General features: G+C 64.0%; 16 protein-coding genes. 7 read left to right on the top strand and 9 right to left on the bottom strand.

The window, feature by feature from the left end; all coding sequences use genetic code 11:
• Positions 1 to 61 precede the first annotated feature (61 nt).
• Both AC3G7M_RS13035 and AC3G7M_RS13030 read right to left on the bottom strand, forming a co-directional pair.
• A complete protein-coding gene (locus tag AC3G7M_RS13035) occupies positions 62 to 1,360 on the bottom strand; it encodes an ArgE/DapE family deacylase (RefSeq protein WP_489212474.1) in 1,299 nt (432 codons plus the stop codon).
• 15 nt (positions 1,361 to 1,375) lie between these two features.
• Positions 1,376 to 2,935 carry an efflux transporter outer membrane subunit gene (locus tag AC3G7M_RS13030; protein ID WP_489212473.1) on the bottom strand — a complete coding sequence of 520 codons (1,560 nt, stop codon included), beginning with the start codon at positions 2,933 to 2,935 and terminating at the stop codon, positions 1,376 to 1,378.
• A 102-nt stretch (positions 2,936 to 3,037) separates the two neighbouring features.
• On the opposite strand from AC3G7M_RS13030, the gene AC3G7M_RS13025 reads away from it, so the two are divergent.
• From AC3G7M_RS13025 to AC3G7M_RS13010, 4 genes are all read left to right on the top strand, one after another.
• Entirely contained in the window at positions 3,038 to 3,724 is a 687-nt protein-coding gene (locus AC3G7M_RS13025; RefSeq protein WP_489212472.1) for a TetR/AcrR family transcriptional regulator, read from the top strand.
• A 4-nt stretch (positions 3,725 to 3,728) separates the two neighbouring features.
• Entirely contained in the window at positions 3,729 to 5,144 is a 1,416-nt protein-coding gene (locus AC3G7M_RS13020; RefSeq protein WP_489212471.1) for a dipeptidase, read from the top strand.
• 99 nt (positions 5,145 to 5,243) lie between these two features.
• Positions 5,244 to 5,615, top strand: coding sequence for a hypothetical protein (locus AC3G7M_RS13015; RefSeq protein ID WP_489212470.1), 372 nt, complete (start codon positions 5,244 to 5,246; stop codon positions 5,613 to 5,615).
• Positions 5,616 to 5,748: 133 nt separating this feature from the next.
• Complete coding sequence (locus AC3G7M_RS13010; protein WP_489212469.1) at positions 5,749 to 6,516, top strand: SDR family NAD(P)-dependent oxidoreductase; 768 nt, start codon at positions 5,749 to 5,751, stop codon at positions 6,514 to 6,516.
• A gap of 22 nt (positions 6,517 to 6,538) precedes the next feature.
• Here AC3G7M_RS13010 and AC3G7M_RS13005 read toward each other — a convergent pair whose 3' ends face one another.
• The 7 genes from AC3G7M_RS13005 to purB form a co-directional block, all read right to left on the bottom strand.
• Positions 6,539 to 7,318: a hypothetical protein gene (locus AC3G7M_RS13005; RefSeq protein ID WP_489212468.1), complete on the bottom strand. Its 780-nt coding sequence runs from the start codon at positions 7,316 to 7,318 to the stop codon at positions 6,539 to 6,541.
• 136 nt (positions 7,319 to 7,454) lie between these two features.
• Complete coding sequence (locus AC3G7M_RS13000) at positions 7,455 to 7,766, bottom strand: hypothetical protein (RefSeq protein WP_489212467.1); 312 nt, start codon at positions 7,764 to 7,766, stop codon at positions 7,455 to 7,457.
• Between the two features lie 159 nt (positions 7,767 to 7,925).
• A complete protein-coding gene (locus AC3G7M_RS12995; RefSeq protein WP_489212466.1) occupies positions 7,926 to 8,612 on the bottom strand; it encodes a hypothetical protein in 687 nt (228 codons plus the stop codon).
• Between the two features lie 73 nt (positions 8,613 to 8,685).
• A complete protein-coding gene (locus AC3G7M_RS12990; protein WP_489212465.1) occupies positions 8,686 to 8,910 on the bottom strand; it encodes a hypothetical protein in 225 nt (74 codons plus the stop codon).
• A 214-nt stretch (positions 8,911 to 9,124) separates the two neighbouring features.
• Positions 9,125 to 9,436, bottom strand: a complete 312-nt coding sequence (locus tag AC3G7M_RS12985; protein WP_489212463.1) for a helix-turn-helix domain-containing protein — start codon at positions 9,434 to 9,436, stop codon at positions 9,125 to 9,127.
• A 211-nt stretch (positions 9,437 to 9,647) separates the two neighbouring features.
• Positions 9,648 to 11,132, bottom strand: coding sequence for an exopolysaccharide biosynthesis polyprenyl glycosylphosphotransferase (locus tag AC3G7M_RS12980; protein WP_489212462.1), 1,485 nt, complete (start codon positions 11,130 to 11,132; stop codon positions 9,648 to 9,650).
• Between the two features lie 107 nt (positions 11,133 to 11,239).
• A complete protein-coding gene (gene purB, locus AC3G7M_RS12975; protein WP_489212460.1) occupies positions 11,240 to 12,589 on the bottom strand; it encodes an adenylosuccinate lyase in 1,350 nt (449 codons plus the stop codon).
• Positions 12,590 to 12,678: 89 nt separating this feature from the next.
• Here purB and AC3G7M_RS12970 point away from each other — a divergent pair, with 89 nt between their 5' ends.
• The 3 genes from AC3G7M_RS12970 to AC3G7M_RS12960 all read left to right on the top strand — a co-directional run bounded on the left by AC3G7M_RS12970 (position 12,679) and on the right by AC3G7M_RS12960 (position 14,069).
• Complete coding sequence (locus AC3G7M_RS12970; RefSeq protein ID WP_489212459.1) at positions 12,679 to 13,311, top strand: TerC family protein; 633 nt, start codon at positions 12,679 to 12,681, stop codon at positions 13,309 to 13,311.
• 148 nt (positions 13,312 to 13,459) lie between these two features.
• A complete protein-coding gene (locus AC3G7M_RS12965; protein WP_489212458.1) occupies positions 13,460 to 13,765 on the top strand; it encodes a type II toxin-antitoxin system ParD family antitoxin in 306 nt (101 codons plus the stop codon).
• Complete coding sequence (locus tag AC3G7M_RS12960; protein WP_489212457.1) at positions 13,755 to 14,069, top strand: type II toxin-antitoxin system RelE/ParE family toxin; 315 nt, start codon at positions 13,755 to 13,757, stop codon at positions 14,067 to 14,069. Before AC3G7M_RS12965 ends, AC3G7M_RS12960 begins: the two co-directional genes overlap by 11 nt.
• Positions 14,070 to 14,096: the final 27 nt, after the last annotated feature.

Genomic DNA, 14,096 nt, shown 5'->3' with positions numbered 1-14,096 from the left:
TGACGGTGTTGGACGGGAGTTCCGGCCGTGTGGAGGTCAGACGGCCATGTCGGATGCGCGCTTAACCCACCGTCTCCAGCCCGCACCAGCCCGCGATAAGCAATGCCAGCGCCTTGGTCACATGCGTGATGCTCGCAAGATCCACCCATTCGTCGATGCCGTGGATATTCTCGCCCTCGGCCCCGTAGCAGGTCGCGTCCGTCTCCTGATACAGGCGGTAGAAGCGCGCATCGGTCAGCGCATGCATCGCATGGGGCCGCAGGGTCTCGCCCGTCAGGTCACGGTGGAGCGCCGAAATCGCCTGTGAGATGCCCTGAGTTTCGGGGAAAATAGCGCCATCCGCCATAAAGCCGCGGAACTCGACGCGCAGGTCCGTCCCCGCCATGCGCGGATCGCACCCGACATCCGCCACCAGCGCCTCGATATCGGCCTTGGTCTGGCGGCAGGAATAGCCGGGCATCACGCCCACGCGCATGCCGATACGCGCCCGGGTCGCGACGGAAGAGTTCCACTCACCGCCCTCGATCGTGCCGAAATTGACGTTGATCGGGTGGTTGTCGCCGGCATAGGCCGGGTGACGGTGCTGCGGCTCGTTCATCCGCACCTCGTAAGCGCGAAACGCTTCCGAGACGATAAAGGCCGCTTCGATGGCGCTGATGCCGGACAGCTTGTGCGACACATGCACAGGCTTGCCGGTGACCGTCACCCAGGCCCAGACCACGCCCACTTCGGCGGTCAGCAGGCGCTGGCCGGGTTCGGGGATCAGGCAGGCATCGGGCTTGCCCAGCGCCTGCATCACCGCCAACGCGCCATTGCCGGTGCATTCCTCCTCGATCACGGCCGCCATCTGCAATTCGGCCGCCGGCTGGAAACCGGCTTCCTTCAGCGCCGCGAAGGCCATGAGATAAGCAGTGACGCCCGACTTCATGTCGCAGGCGCCGCGGCCATACAGCCGTCCATCGCGGATGCTGGGCGTGAAGGGCGGGGTCGTCCACAGATCGGCGGCTCCCACCGGCACGACGTCAATATGCCCCTGCAGCATCAGGCTGCGCCCGCGCACCTCCCGCGGCTTGTGGACAGCGACGACGTTCTCCCGCCCCGGTGCATAGGGCACCAGCGGCGGCGAAAAACCGGGATGGTTTTCGAGTTGTGACGGATCGACCGCCACGCGGAAGGGCGAAAGCCCGAGGTCGCGGTACAGGAGTTCCATCTGGTCCAGGCAGCCAGCCTCCTCACCGAGCAGGCTCGCCTGCGCGACGAGGCGCGAGAGGGTGTCGGTGGAGCGTGCCTGCAGCCCCTCGACCGCCTGGAGGATGGCGCGTTTGGCGCCGGGGTCGATGGGCAGAAGGCTGTCGCTCATGGGCTCAGAGGTCCTTTAGCTGGCATTGCCCTGGGTAATGGCCGTCTTGATGGTCTGTCCGATCGAGGCATTGGGCTCGGCCTCACCCGCCGGTGTCGGGAAAGCATCTTCCCAGCCGCCGCCCAGCGCCAGATACAGCGAGACGAGGTCTGTCGAGACCGCCGCCGTGCTGTCCTCATATTGCCGCGCGCTGGAGAGCACGTTCTGCTGCGCATTGAGCACGTCGATATAGGTCGCGATGCCTTCCGTATAGCGCTGCTGGGCCAGTGCAAAGGCTTTCTGATCGGCCTGCACGGCCCGGCCGAGCAGCACGCGGCGCTGCTGCTCCTTTTCGTAATCGGTGAGCGCGTTATCGACATCCGAGAAGGCCTGCAGCACCGCCTTGTCATAGGCGATCATCGCTTCCTTCTGCTGCGACCGGCGCAGATGCAGGGTCTCCACCAGCTTGCCGCCCTGGAAGATGGGGACCGAAACCATGCCGCCCAGCACGTAGGTTCGCGCCGCGGTGGTGAACAGATCCTGCGTCTGATCGGCCTGGATGCCAAAGAAGCCGAGCAGATTGAAGGTCGGGAAGAAGCTTGCGACCGCGACGCCGATATTGGCCGTCGCCTCGTGCAGATTGGCTTCCGCCTCCATGATGTCGGGGCGGCGGCGGAGTAGTTCCGAGGGCAGACCGACCGGCACGACGGCCGGGGCCGGCGGCACGGCCTCGGGCGTATCGAGTTCGGCTTGCAGCGCGCGCGGCCCCTGGCCGAGCAGCAGGCTGAGCGCGTTGATGTATTTGGCCACATCCTGCTCAGCGCTCGGCACGGTGGCCTCGGTCGTCGTCAGCTGGGCCAGTTCCTGGGCCACGTCCAACTGGTCGGTCAGGCCGGCGGCGGCCCTCTGCTGCGTCAGGTTGAGCAGGTTCTGCGCCGTGCGCACATTGTCCTGCGCGATCTTGAGCTGCATCTGCGCGTTGCGGAGCTGCAGATAGTCGCGCGCAACCTCCGCCATCATCTGAATGACCGTGCCGCGCCGGTCGATCTCCTGCACCTGGATGGCGGCATTGCCGGCTTCCACCTGGCGGCGGACCTTGCCCCAAAGATCGACGGTCCAGGTCGCATCGAACCCATACTGGTAGAAGGAAATCGGGTTGACATCACCGCCGCTGGAGCCGCCGAGGCTCAGGCCCTTGTCGCTCGGCTTGATATCGGCGGCAACCGTATTGCCGCTGACCGAGGGAAAGAAGGCCGAGGCGGTGACACCGGCATTGGACCGCGCCTCCGCAATCCGCACGGTCGCGGTCAGCACGTCGAGATTCTGCGCGACGGCCCGCTCTTCCAGCGAATTCAGCTCCGGGTCGTTGAAGCTCTGCCACCATTCAACCTGAATGGGCGCGACCGCTGGCTGGCTGCGCGACGTCGGCGCCTGGCGGCCGTCGAGAAAGGAAGACGGGTCATAGGGCGCGGTCGGGCGCTTGAAATCCGGCCCCATGGTGCAGCCTGTCACGGCCAGCAGCAGCAGAGAGGAGATCAGCGGTCGTGAGAAAGCGGCCCGTTTTTGACGAAGGGCTTGTCTGATGTCGTGGGCCAACGGAGCCGCTCCTGCCATGCGCTTTGACCGAACGGTTCGGTTAGCAGCTTGTATGATAGAAACGAGGCCGGCATTGTCAAACCGCGTGCAGGATGAAAAAGCGTGGACCGAGACGATAACACCCATACGACCCTTGCGCTGGATACGGCGGTACCGTCTGACCGGGCAAGCGACGCCCTCTCGCCGGAACGGCGACGCGCCATTCTGGATGGTGCCGGCCGCGTCTTCGCCCGCGACGGCTATGAAGGCGCCAGCATGGCCGATATCGCGCGCGAGGTCGGCGTTTCCAAAGGCACGCTCTACAACTATTTCCCCAGCAAAGCGGCGCTGTTCAGCGGTTTTATCGCGACCGGCTGCGACGAGACGCTGAAGCATATTCTGGACCTGGCACCGCCAGAGGACAGGCCGGAGGAGACGCTGCGCCGCGTCGCCCATGCCGTGGTCGAAATGATGCTCTCCCCCTTCCGTCAGGCCATACACAGAATGGTGATGTCGGAAGCGGCCAAGTTCCCCGAACTCGCCCGTGCCTTCTTCGATGCCGGCCCGCAGCGCGCGCTGAACTATCTGTCCGTCTGGCTGCGGCAGGAAAGCGCGCGCGGCCGCCTGGTGGTGGCGGACCCTGATTTCGCCGCCGAACAGTTTTTCGCCCTCTGCCAGACCAAGCTCGTCATGCGTGCCCGGCTGCGGCTGATCGAAACCGCCGATCCGGCGGAAGTGGACCGCGTCGTGGAGGGTGCTATTGGGCTGTTTCTGAAAGCCTATGCGGCGCCCACCCTATCTGAGGATTAAGCTGATGACAGCGACAGACCATCCCATCGCGCAGGTTCTGGCTGCGATCGACGCCAGCCAGGATGAAGCGCGCGAGACGCTGTTCACCTTTCTGTCCATCCCGAGTGTCAGCGCCCAGCCGGCCCATGCGGGTGATTGTGCGGCGGCCGCCCGCTGGCTCGCGGATGCATTCGCGGCCTGCGGTTTTGCGACTGAGCTGCGCCAGACGCCGGGCCACCCAATCGTCATCGGCCACTATCCAGGCCCCGATGGCACGGACGCCGCGACTCTGCCCCATATCCTGTTTTACGGCCATTATGACGTGCAGCCCGCCGATCCGCTGGACCTCTGGGACAGCCCGCCTTTCGCGCCGCAGCTGAAGGATGGCCCCCATGGACCGCGCATCGTCGCCCGCGGTGCGGTGGACGATAAGGGTCAGGTCGCCTCGTTCCTCTGGGCCTGCCGCGCCTGGTATCAGACCACGGGCGAGTTGCCCGTTCGCATCACGCTGCTGCTGGAGGGCGAGGAAGAAGTCGGCTCCGCCAATCTCGACGCCTTCATCGCGGCCAATAAGGCATTGCTCGCGGCCGATGTCGCGCTGATCAGCGATACCGGCATGTGGGATCGCGCCACCCCGGCGCTCACCACCCGCCTGCGTGGCCTGGTCTATACCCAGATCGATCTCGTGGGGCCGGACAAGGACCTCCATTCCGGCATGTATGGCGGTGCCGCGCTCAACCCCATCAACGCGCTGACGCGCATTCTGGGGCAGCTGCATGACGATCAGGGCCGCGTGCAGATCCCGGGCTTTTATGACGGCGTCGCGGAATTGCCGGCCGCTCTCGCCGCGCAATGGGAATCGCTCGGCTTCGACGAGGCTGGCATGCTGGCGTCCATCGGCCTCAGCGCGGGGTCGGGTGAGACAGGCCGGCCCGTGCTGGAGCGGCTTTGGGCAAGGCCGACGGCCGATCTCAACGGCATCTGGGGCGGCTATACGGGCGAAGGATCGAAGACCGTCATCGCCTCCCACGCCCATGCCAAGCTGTCCTTCCGCTTAGTGGGCGGCCAGGACCCGGCCAAGATCCTGGATGGGCTGCGGGCCTTCCTGGCGGCCCATACGCCCCCCGGCGCGCAGGTCAGCGTGCAGGATCTGGGCGGCAGCCCGGGCGTGGAAGTGGCGACGGATGGTCCCTTCATCCCCGCCGCTATCGCTGCCCTGGAGGATGAATACGGCAAAACACCGGTCCTGATGGGCTGTGGCGGCTCCATCCCCGTCGTCGGCACGCTCAAGACCCTGCTCGGTCTCGACACCATCCTGATGGGCTTCGGCCTGGATGACGATCAGGTGCATAGCCCGAACGAGAAATTCGACTGGTCTTGCTATCTGGGCGGCGCCCGCAGCCACGCGCGCCTGCTCGCGAAGCTCGCCGAGCGCAGCTGAGACACGGGGATAAGACAGGCGCCGCGGTTGCCCCTGGGCGCGCGGCGCGATAAGCGGGACAGAGAGCGGCCGGGACATTCGGCAAGCCAGGAGCATGAGATGCGACGTCAGTGCCTTTTGATCTGTATTGCGGTGGCGGGTCTCGCCAGTGATCTGGCCCCTGCTTTGGTCAGCCCGGCGGCAGCCCAAGCGATGCAGGCCTATCTGCCGCGCCGCCTGAGCGGCAGCGATATGCGGATTCTGTCCGAGGAGGCCGGCAAGCTGGGGCCGCAGGGACCGCATGAGGAAAGCTGGAAGAACCCCAAAACGGGCAATTCCGGTACCGTCACCTTCCTGCACCAGTATGAAAAGAACGGCCTGACCTGCCGCGGCTTCCGCTACACCTTCCACACGGGCGTTGCGACCGACGGCTCGCCCTACAAGCTCAACTGGTGCGAAAAGAGCCCGGGCGACTGGGCGATCGCCAATTGATCTGAGATCGGGGCAAAGGCGTGGGTTGCTGTCGCCTTTGCTCTGGTCAGTTTCGCGCGTGACGCTATCCTTCGCGCTTGGCCCGCTGCGTCAAAACTAAAAAGAGCGGGCTGGTTGGGAAGGATGGAGTTCGATGGCTTACACAATTGATCTGAGCGGGCGCTTCGCCCTGGTCACCGGCGGCACACGCGGTATCGGCCTGGCCGCCGCGCGCCGCCTGGGGGAGGCCGGCGCCGCCATCCTCATCACCGGACGGGATGAGGCGGCGGGCGCCGCCGCCGTGCGGGACTTTTCGGCGGCCGGGATCACCGCCCGCTTTGAGCGGCTTGATGTCACCTCCGAGGCGGAAATCACCCGCGTCATCGGCGATATGGCGGCCGATACCGGCATCGATATCCTGGTCAACAGCGCGGGCGTCGCCAGCCACTGCAACACGACCGAGACCGACGCCGCACACTGGGACTATCTGATGAACACCAATCTGCGGGGCCTGTATCAGTGCTGCCGCGAAGCGCTGCGCCATATGGCGGCGCGGGGCAAAGGCGGCAGCATCGTCAATATCGGGTCCATCTCCGGCATCATTTCCAACGTGCCGCAGAATCAGGCGGTGTACAATGCCTCCAAGGCGGCCGTGCATATGCTGACCAAGTCGCTGGCCAGCGAATTTGCCGACCGCCATATCCGCGTCAATGCCATCGCACCGGGCTATATTCGCACGGAGATGACTCAAGGCGGGCTCGACAATCCCGAATGGTCGAAGATCTGGCTGGACATGACGCCGATGCGCCGTCCCGGCGAGGCTGATGAAGTAGCGCAGGCGACGCTGTTTCTGGCGTCAGACGCGGCGAGCTACATCACCGGCGAGGTCATGACGATCGACGGTGGCTACACGCTGCGCTGAGGCGGGGCCGCCCCGGCCAAGCTCAAAGCCTCACGATGATCTGCGTGGGGCTGGGCGCCGGATCGTCGATGGGCGTGTCACCGGGTTCAGGGAACGCCAGTGCGTCCGCCGCGACGGACATGCTCACCATGCTCATGGTATCGAAGCCGGGCGTCACCTGCCAGTTTCCACTGGCCGTGTAGACGGCCTGGAAGCTGGTATTGAAGGTAGCGTCGCAAACCCCGAGGCGAGAGAAACTGGTGGGGTCGACGACGATACCGGTTCCCGCATTTCCCAAGGCGAGATTGAATATCGGCTTCGGCGCGATCGTTATGGTGGTATTCGGAGAGGCGACGATGAAGGTCGGCAGCACTACCCCGCCGCTGCTCGTGCGCAAGGCCGTGCCTGCATTATAGATGGCTGTAGCGCCGTTATAACTGGCCGTGACGATACGAAAACTGTTTGCCGGTACGTTCGTTCCCGGCACGGCCGGCGAGAGCGCCAGCGGGTTCACCGTCATGGTGGTCGTATCGGTGGATTTCCCGTCGCCGGTCGATAGTTGGACAGCCTGACTGGCTGAAATATAGCCCGATTGTTGTCCCGGAACCGGCTGGGCATGGGCCTGCTGGACGCCTGCGCGATACTCGAAGTCGAGGATGAAGGTGAGGATCGCTCCGCTCTGCGCGTAGTTGCCGAGCTTGGCGGTACCAAGGCTGGTGGAATACCAGCCGGCGGCTGTACCCCCTTGGGCGGCCGACATGAAATACAGAAAATTCTGCGGCGATGGACTATCGTTCTGAACGTTAATCGTAATCAACGTCATGATGCGCCCTTCCCTTGCGGCCAGCCTCGTGCCAGGCCGGACCCTACTCCTATCATTGTGGTTAAGGAATGGTCTCAGCCTTGGCGCCTGCGATCGCCCCGCCCCGGCGGCCGGCAGACCCTGGCCAGGGTTAGCGTCAGGGCTGGTTGAACGTAATCTTGTAGTCATCACCGTCAATGGTGAACTCGGTAAATGCACTCGTGCCGAGCCATGTGAGGTCGGAGAGAGGTTTAATCAGCACGCCCTCTTCCGCAGTTGTGGTCGTTATCTTACACGTCGTTCCGGATGTGCATTCTTGTGTCGTGCCGATCGGCCAGGCGGCACTGTCGTCGCCCAAGACAAAGTCATGCCTGCCTTTGTAATTGGCGAACTGAACCATCAAGGTGGTTTGCGTTCTCCCTTTCTTCGCATATTGCAGATAGATGGTATCCAATTCAACGGCCGTCATGATGGAGTTCCTTTATTGGCCTTTGACCGTGAAATGCTGCAGATTGATGGCAAGGCGGCTGTTTCTATCTCGCACGCGAGATAGAAACAGCTCTACCCGAAGCCGCTCAATCGTGCGGGGGCTTATGGCGCGCAGGTGTCTCAGCGCGGCGCGGCGCCGTCAGGTGACAGACCAGTTCCCGGAGGCATCGTAGCCGACATTGAACGAAACCTTGCCCTGGGTTGCATCGCAAAGCGCCGCTGCGACCGAACTAGTCGTGAAGTTCATAACCGTGCCCGCGACATAGTCGCCGACAGCCACGTAGTATTTCAGGATCGGCTGGGCGTCGATATTGGCGGCGGGGCTCGCCAAAACGAAATTCGACAGCACGGGTGTCCCGTTGCCGAGCAGCACAGCGGAGCCGGCGAAGTAATTGTTGGCATTGGCATTGTAGCTCGGTGTCGTGATGCGGAAGGCGCCGGGTTGGACCCCGTTGGTAAACTTCGGCACGCTCAGCCCAAGTCCGCCGCTGCTTGAAATCGCCATGAGGGTCGAGTTGTTGGTGGGGGTGCCGTCCGCCAGCGTCAGATCAATCGGCTTGGTAGCGGTGCCGTAGCCCGAGCTTTGCCCCACAGGCGGCACGGCATTGTCCGACTGCTGAACGCCGGCGACGAACTGGATGTTCGCGCGAAAGGTCAGCGACCCGCCGCCGCTGACGGGATCGTCATAAGGCGCAAGCGGGGCACTGTAGAGACTGTTCGAATAGACCAGTGCACCGCCGGTATATTTCGCCGGTTGCTGGAAGAAATAGAAGCTGTGGTTCTGCGTGCTGTTGTTGATGAGATTGATCGTAATCAGAGTAGACATGGTAACCTCCGGCTCGGCGCGCACGGCGCCGGCAATGTTTAGTTTATAACTGGTAGCGGTAGAGACGGAATGCCTAGTCTATGACTGTGACGTTGATCTTCGGCCTGGTGTTGTGCGCGACCGTGCTGGGCGGCAGATACGGAGATGTTAGTCCCGTTGGGGTGACTTTCACCTTTTTGCCGTCCTCGGCATAGGTGAACAGATTTTCGTCAAAGTTCGCATTCTTGACGTCTTGCTTGGCGTCGGCCGCCGTCAGTTTCGCTTCATCGACGCGTTCAAAGATATAGTAGGCAACCATTGACTGTTCTCCGTTGGATCGTTCGCCCCGGTGTCTTTTGATATTACTAGGCACGGAATGAATGGCGCGTTTGCGCCACTTGTCTCCGGGAAGAAGATCACAAAAATTGTTCATTCCGATCTCGGTATGATAAGAAAAATAGCTCTTTGCGCAAAAGGAATAGACTTGCGTGGCGTGCAAGTGGCGCCGGGACCGCGTGAGCGGCGCGCAATCATCAAGGCGTTGATGGTAGTTCCGTGTGGATGCAATCCACCAAAGTCATTAGGGCTGTGGCTACAGATTTTGGCAGTTGATCAATTTTCGACAGCACTGGCCGTTCACTTGAACCGGTTTCAGCGCGATGATGCTGATCCATATCGCCCCGTCCCAGAACCAGCCAATCCAATGATATGTCTAGCGTCTCGCAAAGCTTGACCGCATGTTCCAGCGACAGGCCGGCACCTTGCTGCCAGCGGCTGACAGCGCTTTCATTAACGCCGACTTCTGCGGCAAGAACGATCTGTTTGCGGATTCCCCGTGCTGCCATGGCGCCTTGCAGGCGCTCTCCTCGTGTTGACATTCCGCACCCGTTAAGAAAGATGCGGCGCTAAAAAACGGACAGACTAAAAGTCGTCAACATCGTTTTTATTATGGATGCATATAATGAAAAAGAAACGATTCGTAGAGATGCTTGATCGAGTGTCTGTTATTTTGCTCGGGACTTTGCCGCCAGATGCACGTGGGAACTCCCGGCCCTGTCACACCCCCTCGCCCCGGACCACGGCGCGGAGAGTCAGCGCCAGGATGCGCAGGTCGAAGAGCAGCGACCAATGGGCGATGTAGTGCAGGTCGTGCGCCACACGGTGGCGCAGCTTCTCCACCGTATCCGTCTCACCGCGCAAGCCGCTGACCTGCGCCCAGCCCGTCATGCCGGGCTTGACGCGATGGCGGGCCGCGTAATCGGATGCGGCCTCACCGAAGGGCAGGCCCGCGGCCTCGGTGCCCAGAGCATGCGGACGCGGGCCCACCAGGGACATCGTGCCCTCCACAACATTGATCAGCTGCGGCAGTTCATCGAGGCTGGTGCGGCGCAGGAAGCGGCCCAGCGGCGTCACCCGCCGGTCCCCGGCCACCGTCTGCTCTCTGCCATCGGCATCGCCGTCCTCCCTGCGCATGGTGCGGAATTTGCGCACCAGGATGATCCGGCGGTTGAGGCCCAGACGGGGTTGAATGAACAAGGCGGGCCCCGGTGAGGTCAGCCGGATGGCGACGCCGATGACCAGCATGACCGGCAGGGCGATGACCAGAAGCGGCAGGCCGAGCACCACATCCTCGGCGCGCTTGGCCATCGCCCGAACCCCGGCCATCGGCTTGTCGCGCAGCGGCAGAAACGGAAAGCCGCCCAGTGCCGTCAGACGCGTGCCCGCCGCGTAAAAGCGCGCCGCGTCCGGCGGGGCCAGCCAGATATCGGCGGCCACCCCCGCCATATGCCGGTCGATCGCCGCGATATGGCGGCCCGCCGTCTCCGGCAGGGCGATGAGCAGCAGATCCGCCTCGCCGCGTTCCAGCACGGCGCGCGCGTCACGCAGGCGGGTCAGCGCAGGGCCGGGCAGAATGACCTTCTCGCGGTCCTGTCCCTCGCCACGGGACGGGATATCGAGAAAGCCGCAAAGCTGGACGAGGCCACCGGCCGCCAGCACGGGGGCAAGCCGCCGGACGCCCTCACGGTCGGCCAGCAGCACCGCACGCCGCTGCGGCGGGGCGCGCACGGCGCGCCACAGGACTGCTTCCAACCGCGGGCGGGTCGCGGTCAGCAGCAGCGGTGCCGCCAGCGTCCAGCTGAACAGCCAGTTGCGATTGAGAGCGAGAATGCCGGTCCGCTCAGCCGCCATCGCACCCGGATAAAATGCGGCCAGCCCTTCCCACAGCAGAAGTGCCAGCAGCATGAGCGCGAAGGCCTGGGCCAGCGTAAACAGCAGGGCCAGGCGCCGGCTCTCGGCCCGGCTTCGGTAGAAGCCCCGTGCCTGCAGCAGGGTCACGGCGAGGGCGGCCGTGCCCAGGATCACCACAAGTTCGCGCACTGTGTGACCGGCATGGCCCGACGGGTTCAGGCTGCGGCAGGCCAGGCCGGTGGCGCCGATACCGCCTACATCCCAGCCGACCAGAACCATGCGCGGATGAAAGGCGCTGCGGCGCTGCGGCTCTGAAAGCCTTCGCGACGCCTTGGCCCGGGAAAGCTCCATATGCGCGTCACAGCCCCCTCGCCCGTTGCAGACCTCGCCGCCTTATCCTCTCCTATCGTCGTTTCTATATCGAATCAAGTTTGACTACCAGGATGATAAGGCTTCGTTCAGGCCGCCGGCCCTGGCTCACCGAAGACGCGCGTATAGAGCGCGTCGAGCGCCTTCAGATGCATGCGGGAATCCATGGCACTATCCAGCACCTCCGGCGCCACCCGCCCGGCGACGTCCGGGTCCGCATCCAGATTGGCGCGGAAGCCGCGGCCCTCGGGCGTGCCGAGCTTGGTCCAGGTCTCCATCGCATTGCGCTGAACGATGCGATAGGCATCCTCACGGGAAATGCCAGACCGCGCGAGGGCGAGCAGCACTTCGCCGCTATGCACGACACCACCCAGGCTTTCGAGATTGGCCGACATCCGGTCGGGATAGACCAGCAGCTTGTCCATCATCCCGGCCAGGCGCTGCAGCGCGAAGTTCAGCGCGATGGAGGCGTCGGGCGCGAAGACGCGCTCGACCGCGGAATGGCTGATGTCGCGCTCATGCCACAGCGCCACATTTTCCAGCGCCGGAACCACGGCCGCGCGGACGATGCGCGCCAGACCGGTCAGGTTCTCGCTCAGCACCGGATTGCGCTTATGGGGCATCGCGGACGAGCCCTTCTGCCCGACATGGAAAAACTCCTCCGCCTCCCGCACTTCCGAGCGCTGCAGGTGGCGCACTTCGGTTGCCAGCCGCTCGACGCCAGAAGCGACGACCGCCAGGGCCGCGAACCAGGCGGCATGACGGTCGCGCGGGATCACCTGGGTGGAGACGGGTTCGGCGGCAAGGCCGAGCTTTTCCGCCACGTAATCCTCCACCCGCGTATCGAGATGGGCATAGGTGCCGACGGCGCCGGAAATCGCGCAGGTCGCGATTTCAGCCCGCGCCGCGACCAGACGCGCGCGATTGCGGGCGAATTCGGCATAATGCCCGGCCATCTTGAGGCCGAAGCTGGTCGGCTCGGCATGGATGCCGTGGCTGCGGCCGATCGTCAGCGTGAACTTATGCGCGAAAGCCTGCTTCTTCAGCGCGGCCAGCACGGCATCGACATCGGCGATCAGAATATCGGTCGCCTGGGTCAGCTGCACGGCAAGCGCGGTATCCAGCACATCCGAACTCGTCATGCCGAGATGCACAAAGCGGCTGTCCGGCCCGACGCCTTCGGCGAGCCAGGTCAGGAAGGCGATGACGTCATGGCGCGTCACGCTCTCGATCTCGTCGATCCTGGTGACATCGGCGTCCGTCATGGCGGCCAGCATCGGCGCGCCGCGTTCCCGGATGGTCCGGGCGGCGTCGGCCGGCACGGCGCCCACCATGGCCATGCCCTCGGCCGCCAGCGCCTCGATCTCGAACCAGATGCGGTAGCGGTTGATGGGCGCCCAGATGGCCGCCATTTCAGGGCGGGAGTAACGAGGGACCATGTGACGTCTCCAGGAAAAAGCGCGTAGGCGCCGCCCTAGCCCGCATGGCCAGAGTTGACAAGCACGGTCATGGCTTCAGATGAAGGGAAATGATTGAAGCAACCCTGCTCTCCCAAATCTCCGCCCTCGCCCAGGTCCTGATGATCGACCTTGTGCTGGCGGGAGACAACGCCGTCGTTATCGGCCTGGCCGTCGCCGGTCTCGCACCCGATCAGAAGCGGAAGGCCGTGCTGGCCGGCATCGGCTTCGCCGTCGTCATCCGCATCGCCATGGCCATGGTCGCGCTGAAGCTGCTGGCCATCGTGGGTCTGACCCTGGCGGGCGGCATTCTGCTGCTCTGGGTCTGCTGGAAGATGTTCCGCGAGCTGAAGCATCGCGCGGCCCATGCGGATGGCGGGGCGCCCGCCATCGCCAAGACACCGCTTCAGGCTGCGCTGCAGATCGCACTCGCCGATATTTCCATGAGCCTGGACAATGTCCTGGCAGTGGCCGGCGCCGCGCATGAGCATCCGTGGATTTTGGCGCTCGGCCTGCTGCTATCGGTCGTGCTGATGGGCATCGCCGCCAGCGTCATCGCGACCCAGCTCGAAAAGCGCCGCTGGATCGCCTGGGTCGGCCTCGCCGTCGTGCTCTTCGTCGCGGTCAAGATGATCTGGGAAGGCAGCCACAAGGTCATGGAGCATTTCGGCTGGCTGCCGGGCCTTTCCGCCCTCGCGGGCTGAGAACGGCCCTAAGGCGTCCTCCCCGGCTGCATGCCGGGGATCTAACCGTCGCAGCGCCAGGACGCCCCCCGTCTTGAGTGCCCCGGCATTAGGCGTGCAATCGGATTTCGATGTGAAACTTTCGGGCCGCTGCCTATAATCTTCGACCATGGACAAGCAATCCGGCCCCGAAAGCGACCAGCGCACCGTCAGCCTCTCGGCTGAACAGGCGCGCTATATCGACGATCTGGTCGCCTCCGGCGGCTATGCCTCCGCGAGCGAGGTGATACGCGCCGGCTTGCACGCGCTTCAGGAGCGGGACACAAGCCTCAATCGCTGGCTCAGCCAGGAGGTCGTTCCCGTTTACGATGCCATGGTGGCGGACCCGGCGCGCGGGCTTTCGGGTGAAACGCTAGCCGGGCAAATCGAGGCCCGTCATGCCGCCCGGCTGGACAAACGTCGCCGTGGCGGCTGAGGTTGTCTTTTCGCCTGAAGCTGCGGAAGACCTTCTAAGCCTTTACGATGACATTGCGGACAGTGCCGGAGAAGCCAGGGCACTGGCATTTGTCGAGACCATCCGCCTGCATTGCATGGATTTCGAGACATTCCCGCAACGTGGAACGCCGCGAGATGATCTGCGTCCCGGCTTGCGCGTCACCGGCTTCCGACGCCGGATCACCATCGCCTTTCACGTCGCGCCAGCGCGCATCGTGATCGACCGCGTTCTCTATGCCGGCCGCGATATCGACAGGCTGTTCGAGCGCGAGGGCAATACGTGAAACCCGCCCCATGCCGGTCGTCCCGGC

This window comes from Acidisoma sibiricum, assembly GCF_057837225.1.
The sequence above is the reverse complement of the archived record's forward strand: the minus strand, read 5'-3'. Positions and strand labels throughout refer to the sequence as shown.

Excerpts from the sequence above, each read along its gene's own strand:
- AC3G7M_RS13035 (WP_489212474.1), bottom strand. The coding sequence starts at position 1,360 with ATGAGCGACAGCCTTCTGCCCATCGACCCCGGCGCCAAACGCGCCATC.
- AC3G7M_RS13020 (WP_489212471.1), top strand. The coding sequence starts at position 3,729 with ATGACAGCGACAGACCATCCCATCGCGCAGGTTCTGGCTGCGATCGAC.
- AC3G7M_RS13015 (WP_489212470.1), top strand. The coding sequence starts at position 5,244 with ATGCGACGTCAGTGCCTTTTGATCTGTATTGCGGTGGCGGGTCTCGCC.
- AC3G7M_RS13010 (WP_489212469.1), top strand. The coding sequence starts at position 5,749 with ATGGCTTACACAATTGATCTGAGCGGGCGCTTCGCCCTGGTCACCGGC.
- AC3G7M_RS13005 (WP_489212468.1), bottom strand. The coding sequence starts at position 7,318 with ATGACGTTGATTACGATTAACGTTCAGAACGATAGTCCATCGCCGCAG.
- AC3G7M_RS13000 (WP_489212467.1), bottom strand. The coding sequence starts at position 7,766 with ATGACGGCCGTTGAATTGGATACCATCTATCTGCAATATGCGAAGAAA.
- AC3G7M_RS12995 (WP_489212466.1), bottom strand. The coding sequence starts at position 8,612 with ATGTCTACTCTGATTACGATCAATCTCATCAACAACAGCACGCAGAAC.
- AC3G7M_RS12990 (WP_489212465.1), bottom strand. The coding sequence starts at position 8,910 with ATGGTTGCCTACTATATCTTTGAACGCGTCGATGAAGCGAAACTGACG.
- AC3G7M_RS12985 (WP_489212463.1), bottom strand. The coding sequence starts at position 9,436 with ATGGCAGCACGGGGAATCCGCAAACAGATCGTTCTTGCCGCAGAAGTC.
- AC3G7M_RS12980 (WP_489212462.1), bottom strand. The coding sequence starts at position 11,132 with ATGGAGCTTTCCCGGGCCAAGGCGTCGCGAAGGCTTTCAGAGCCGCAG.
- purB (WP_489212460.1), bottom strand. The coding sequence starts at position 12,589 with ATGGTCCCTCGTTACTCCCGCCCTGAAATGGCGGCCATCTGGGCGCCC.
- AC3G7M_RS12970 (WP_489212459.1), top strand. The coding sequence starts at position 12,679 with ATGATTGAAGCAACCCTGCTCTCCCAAATCTCCGCCCTCGCCCAGGTC.
- AC3G7M_RS12965 (WP_489212458.1), top strand. The coding sequence starts at position 13,460 with ATGGACAAGCAATCCGGCCCCGAAAGCGACCAGCGCACCGTCAGCCTC.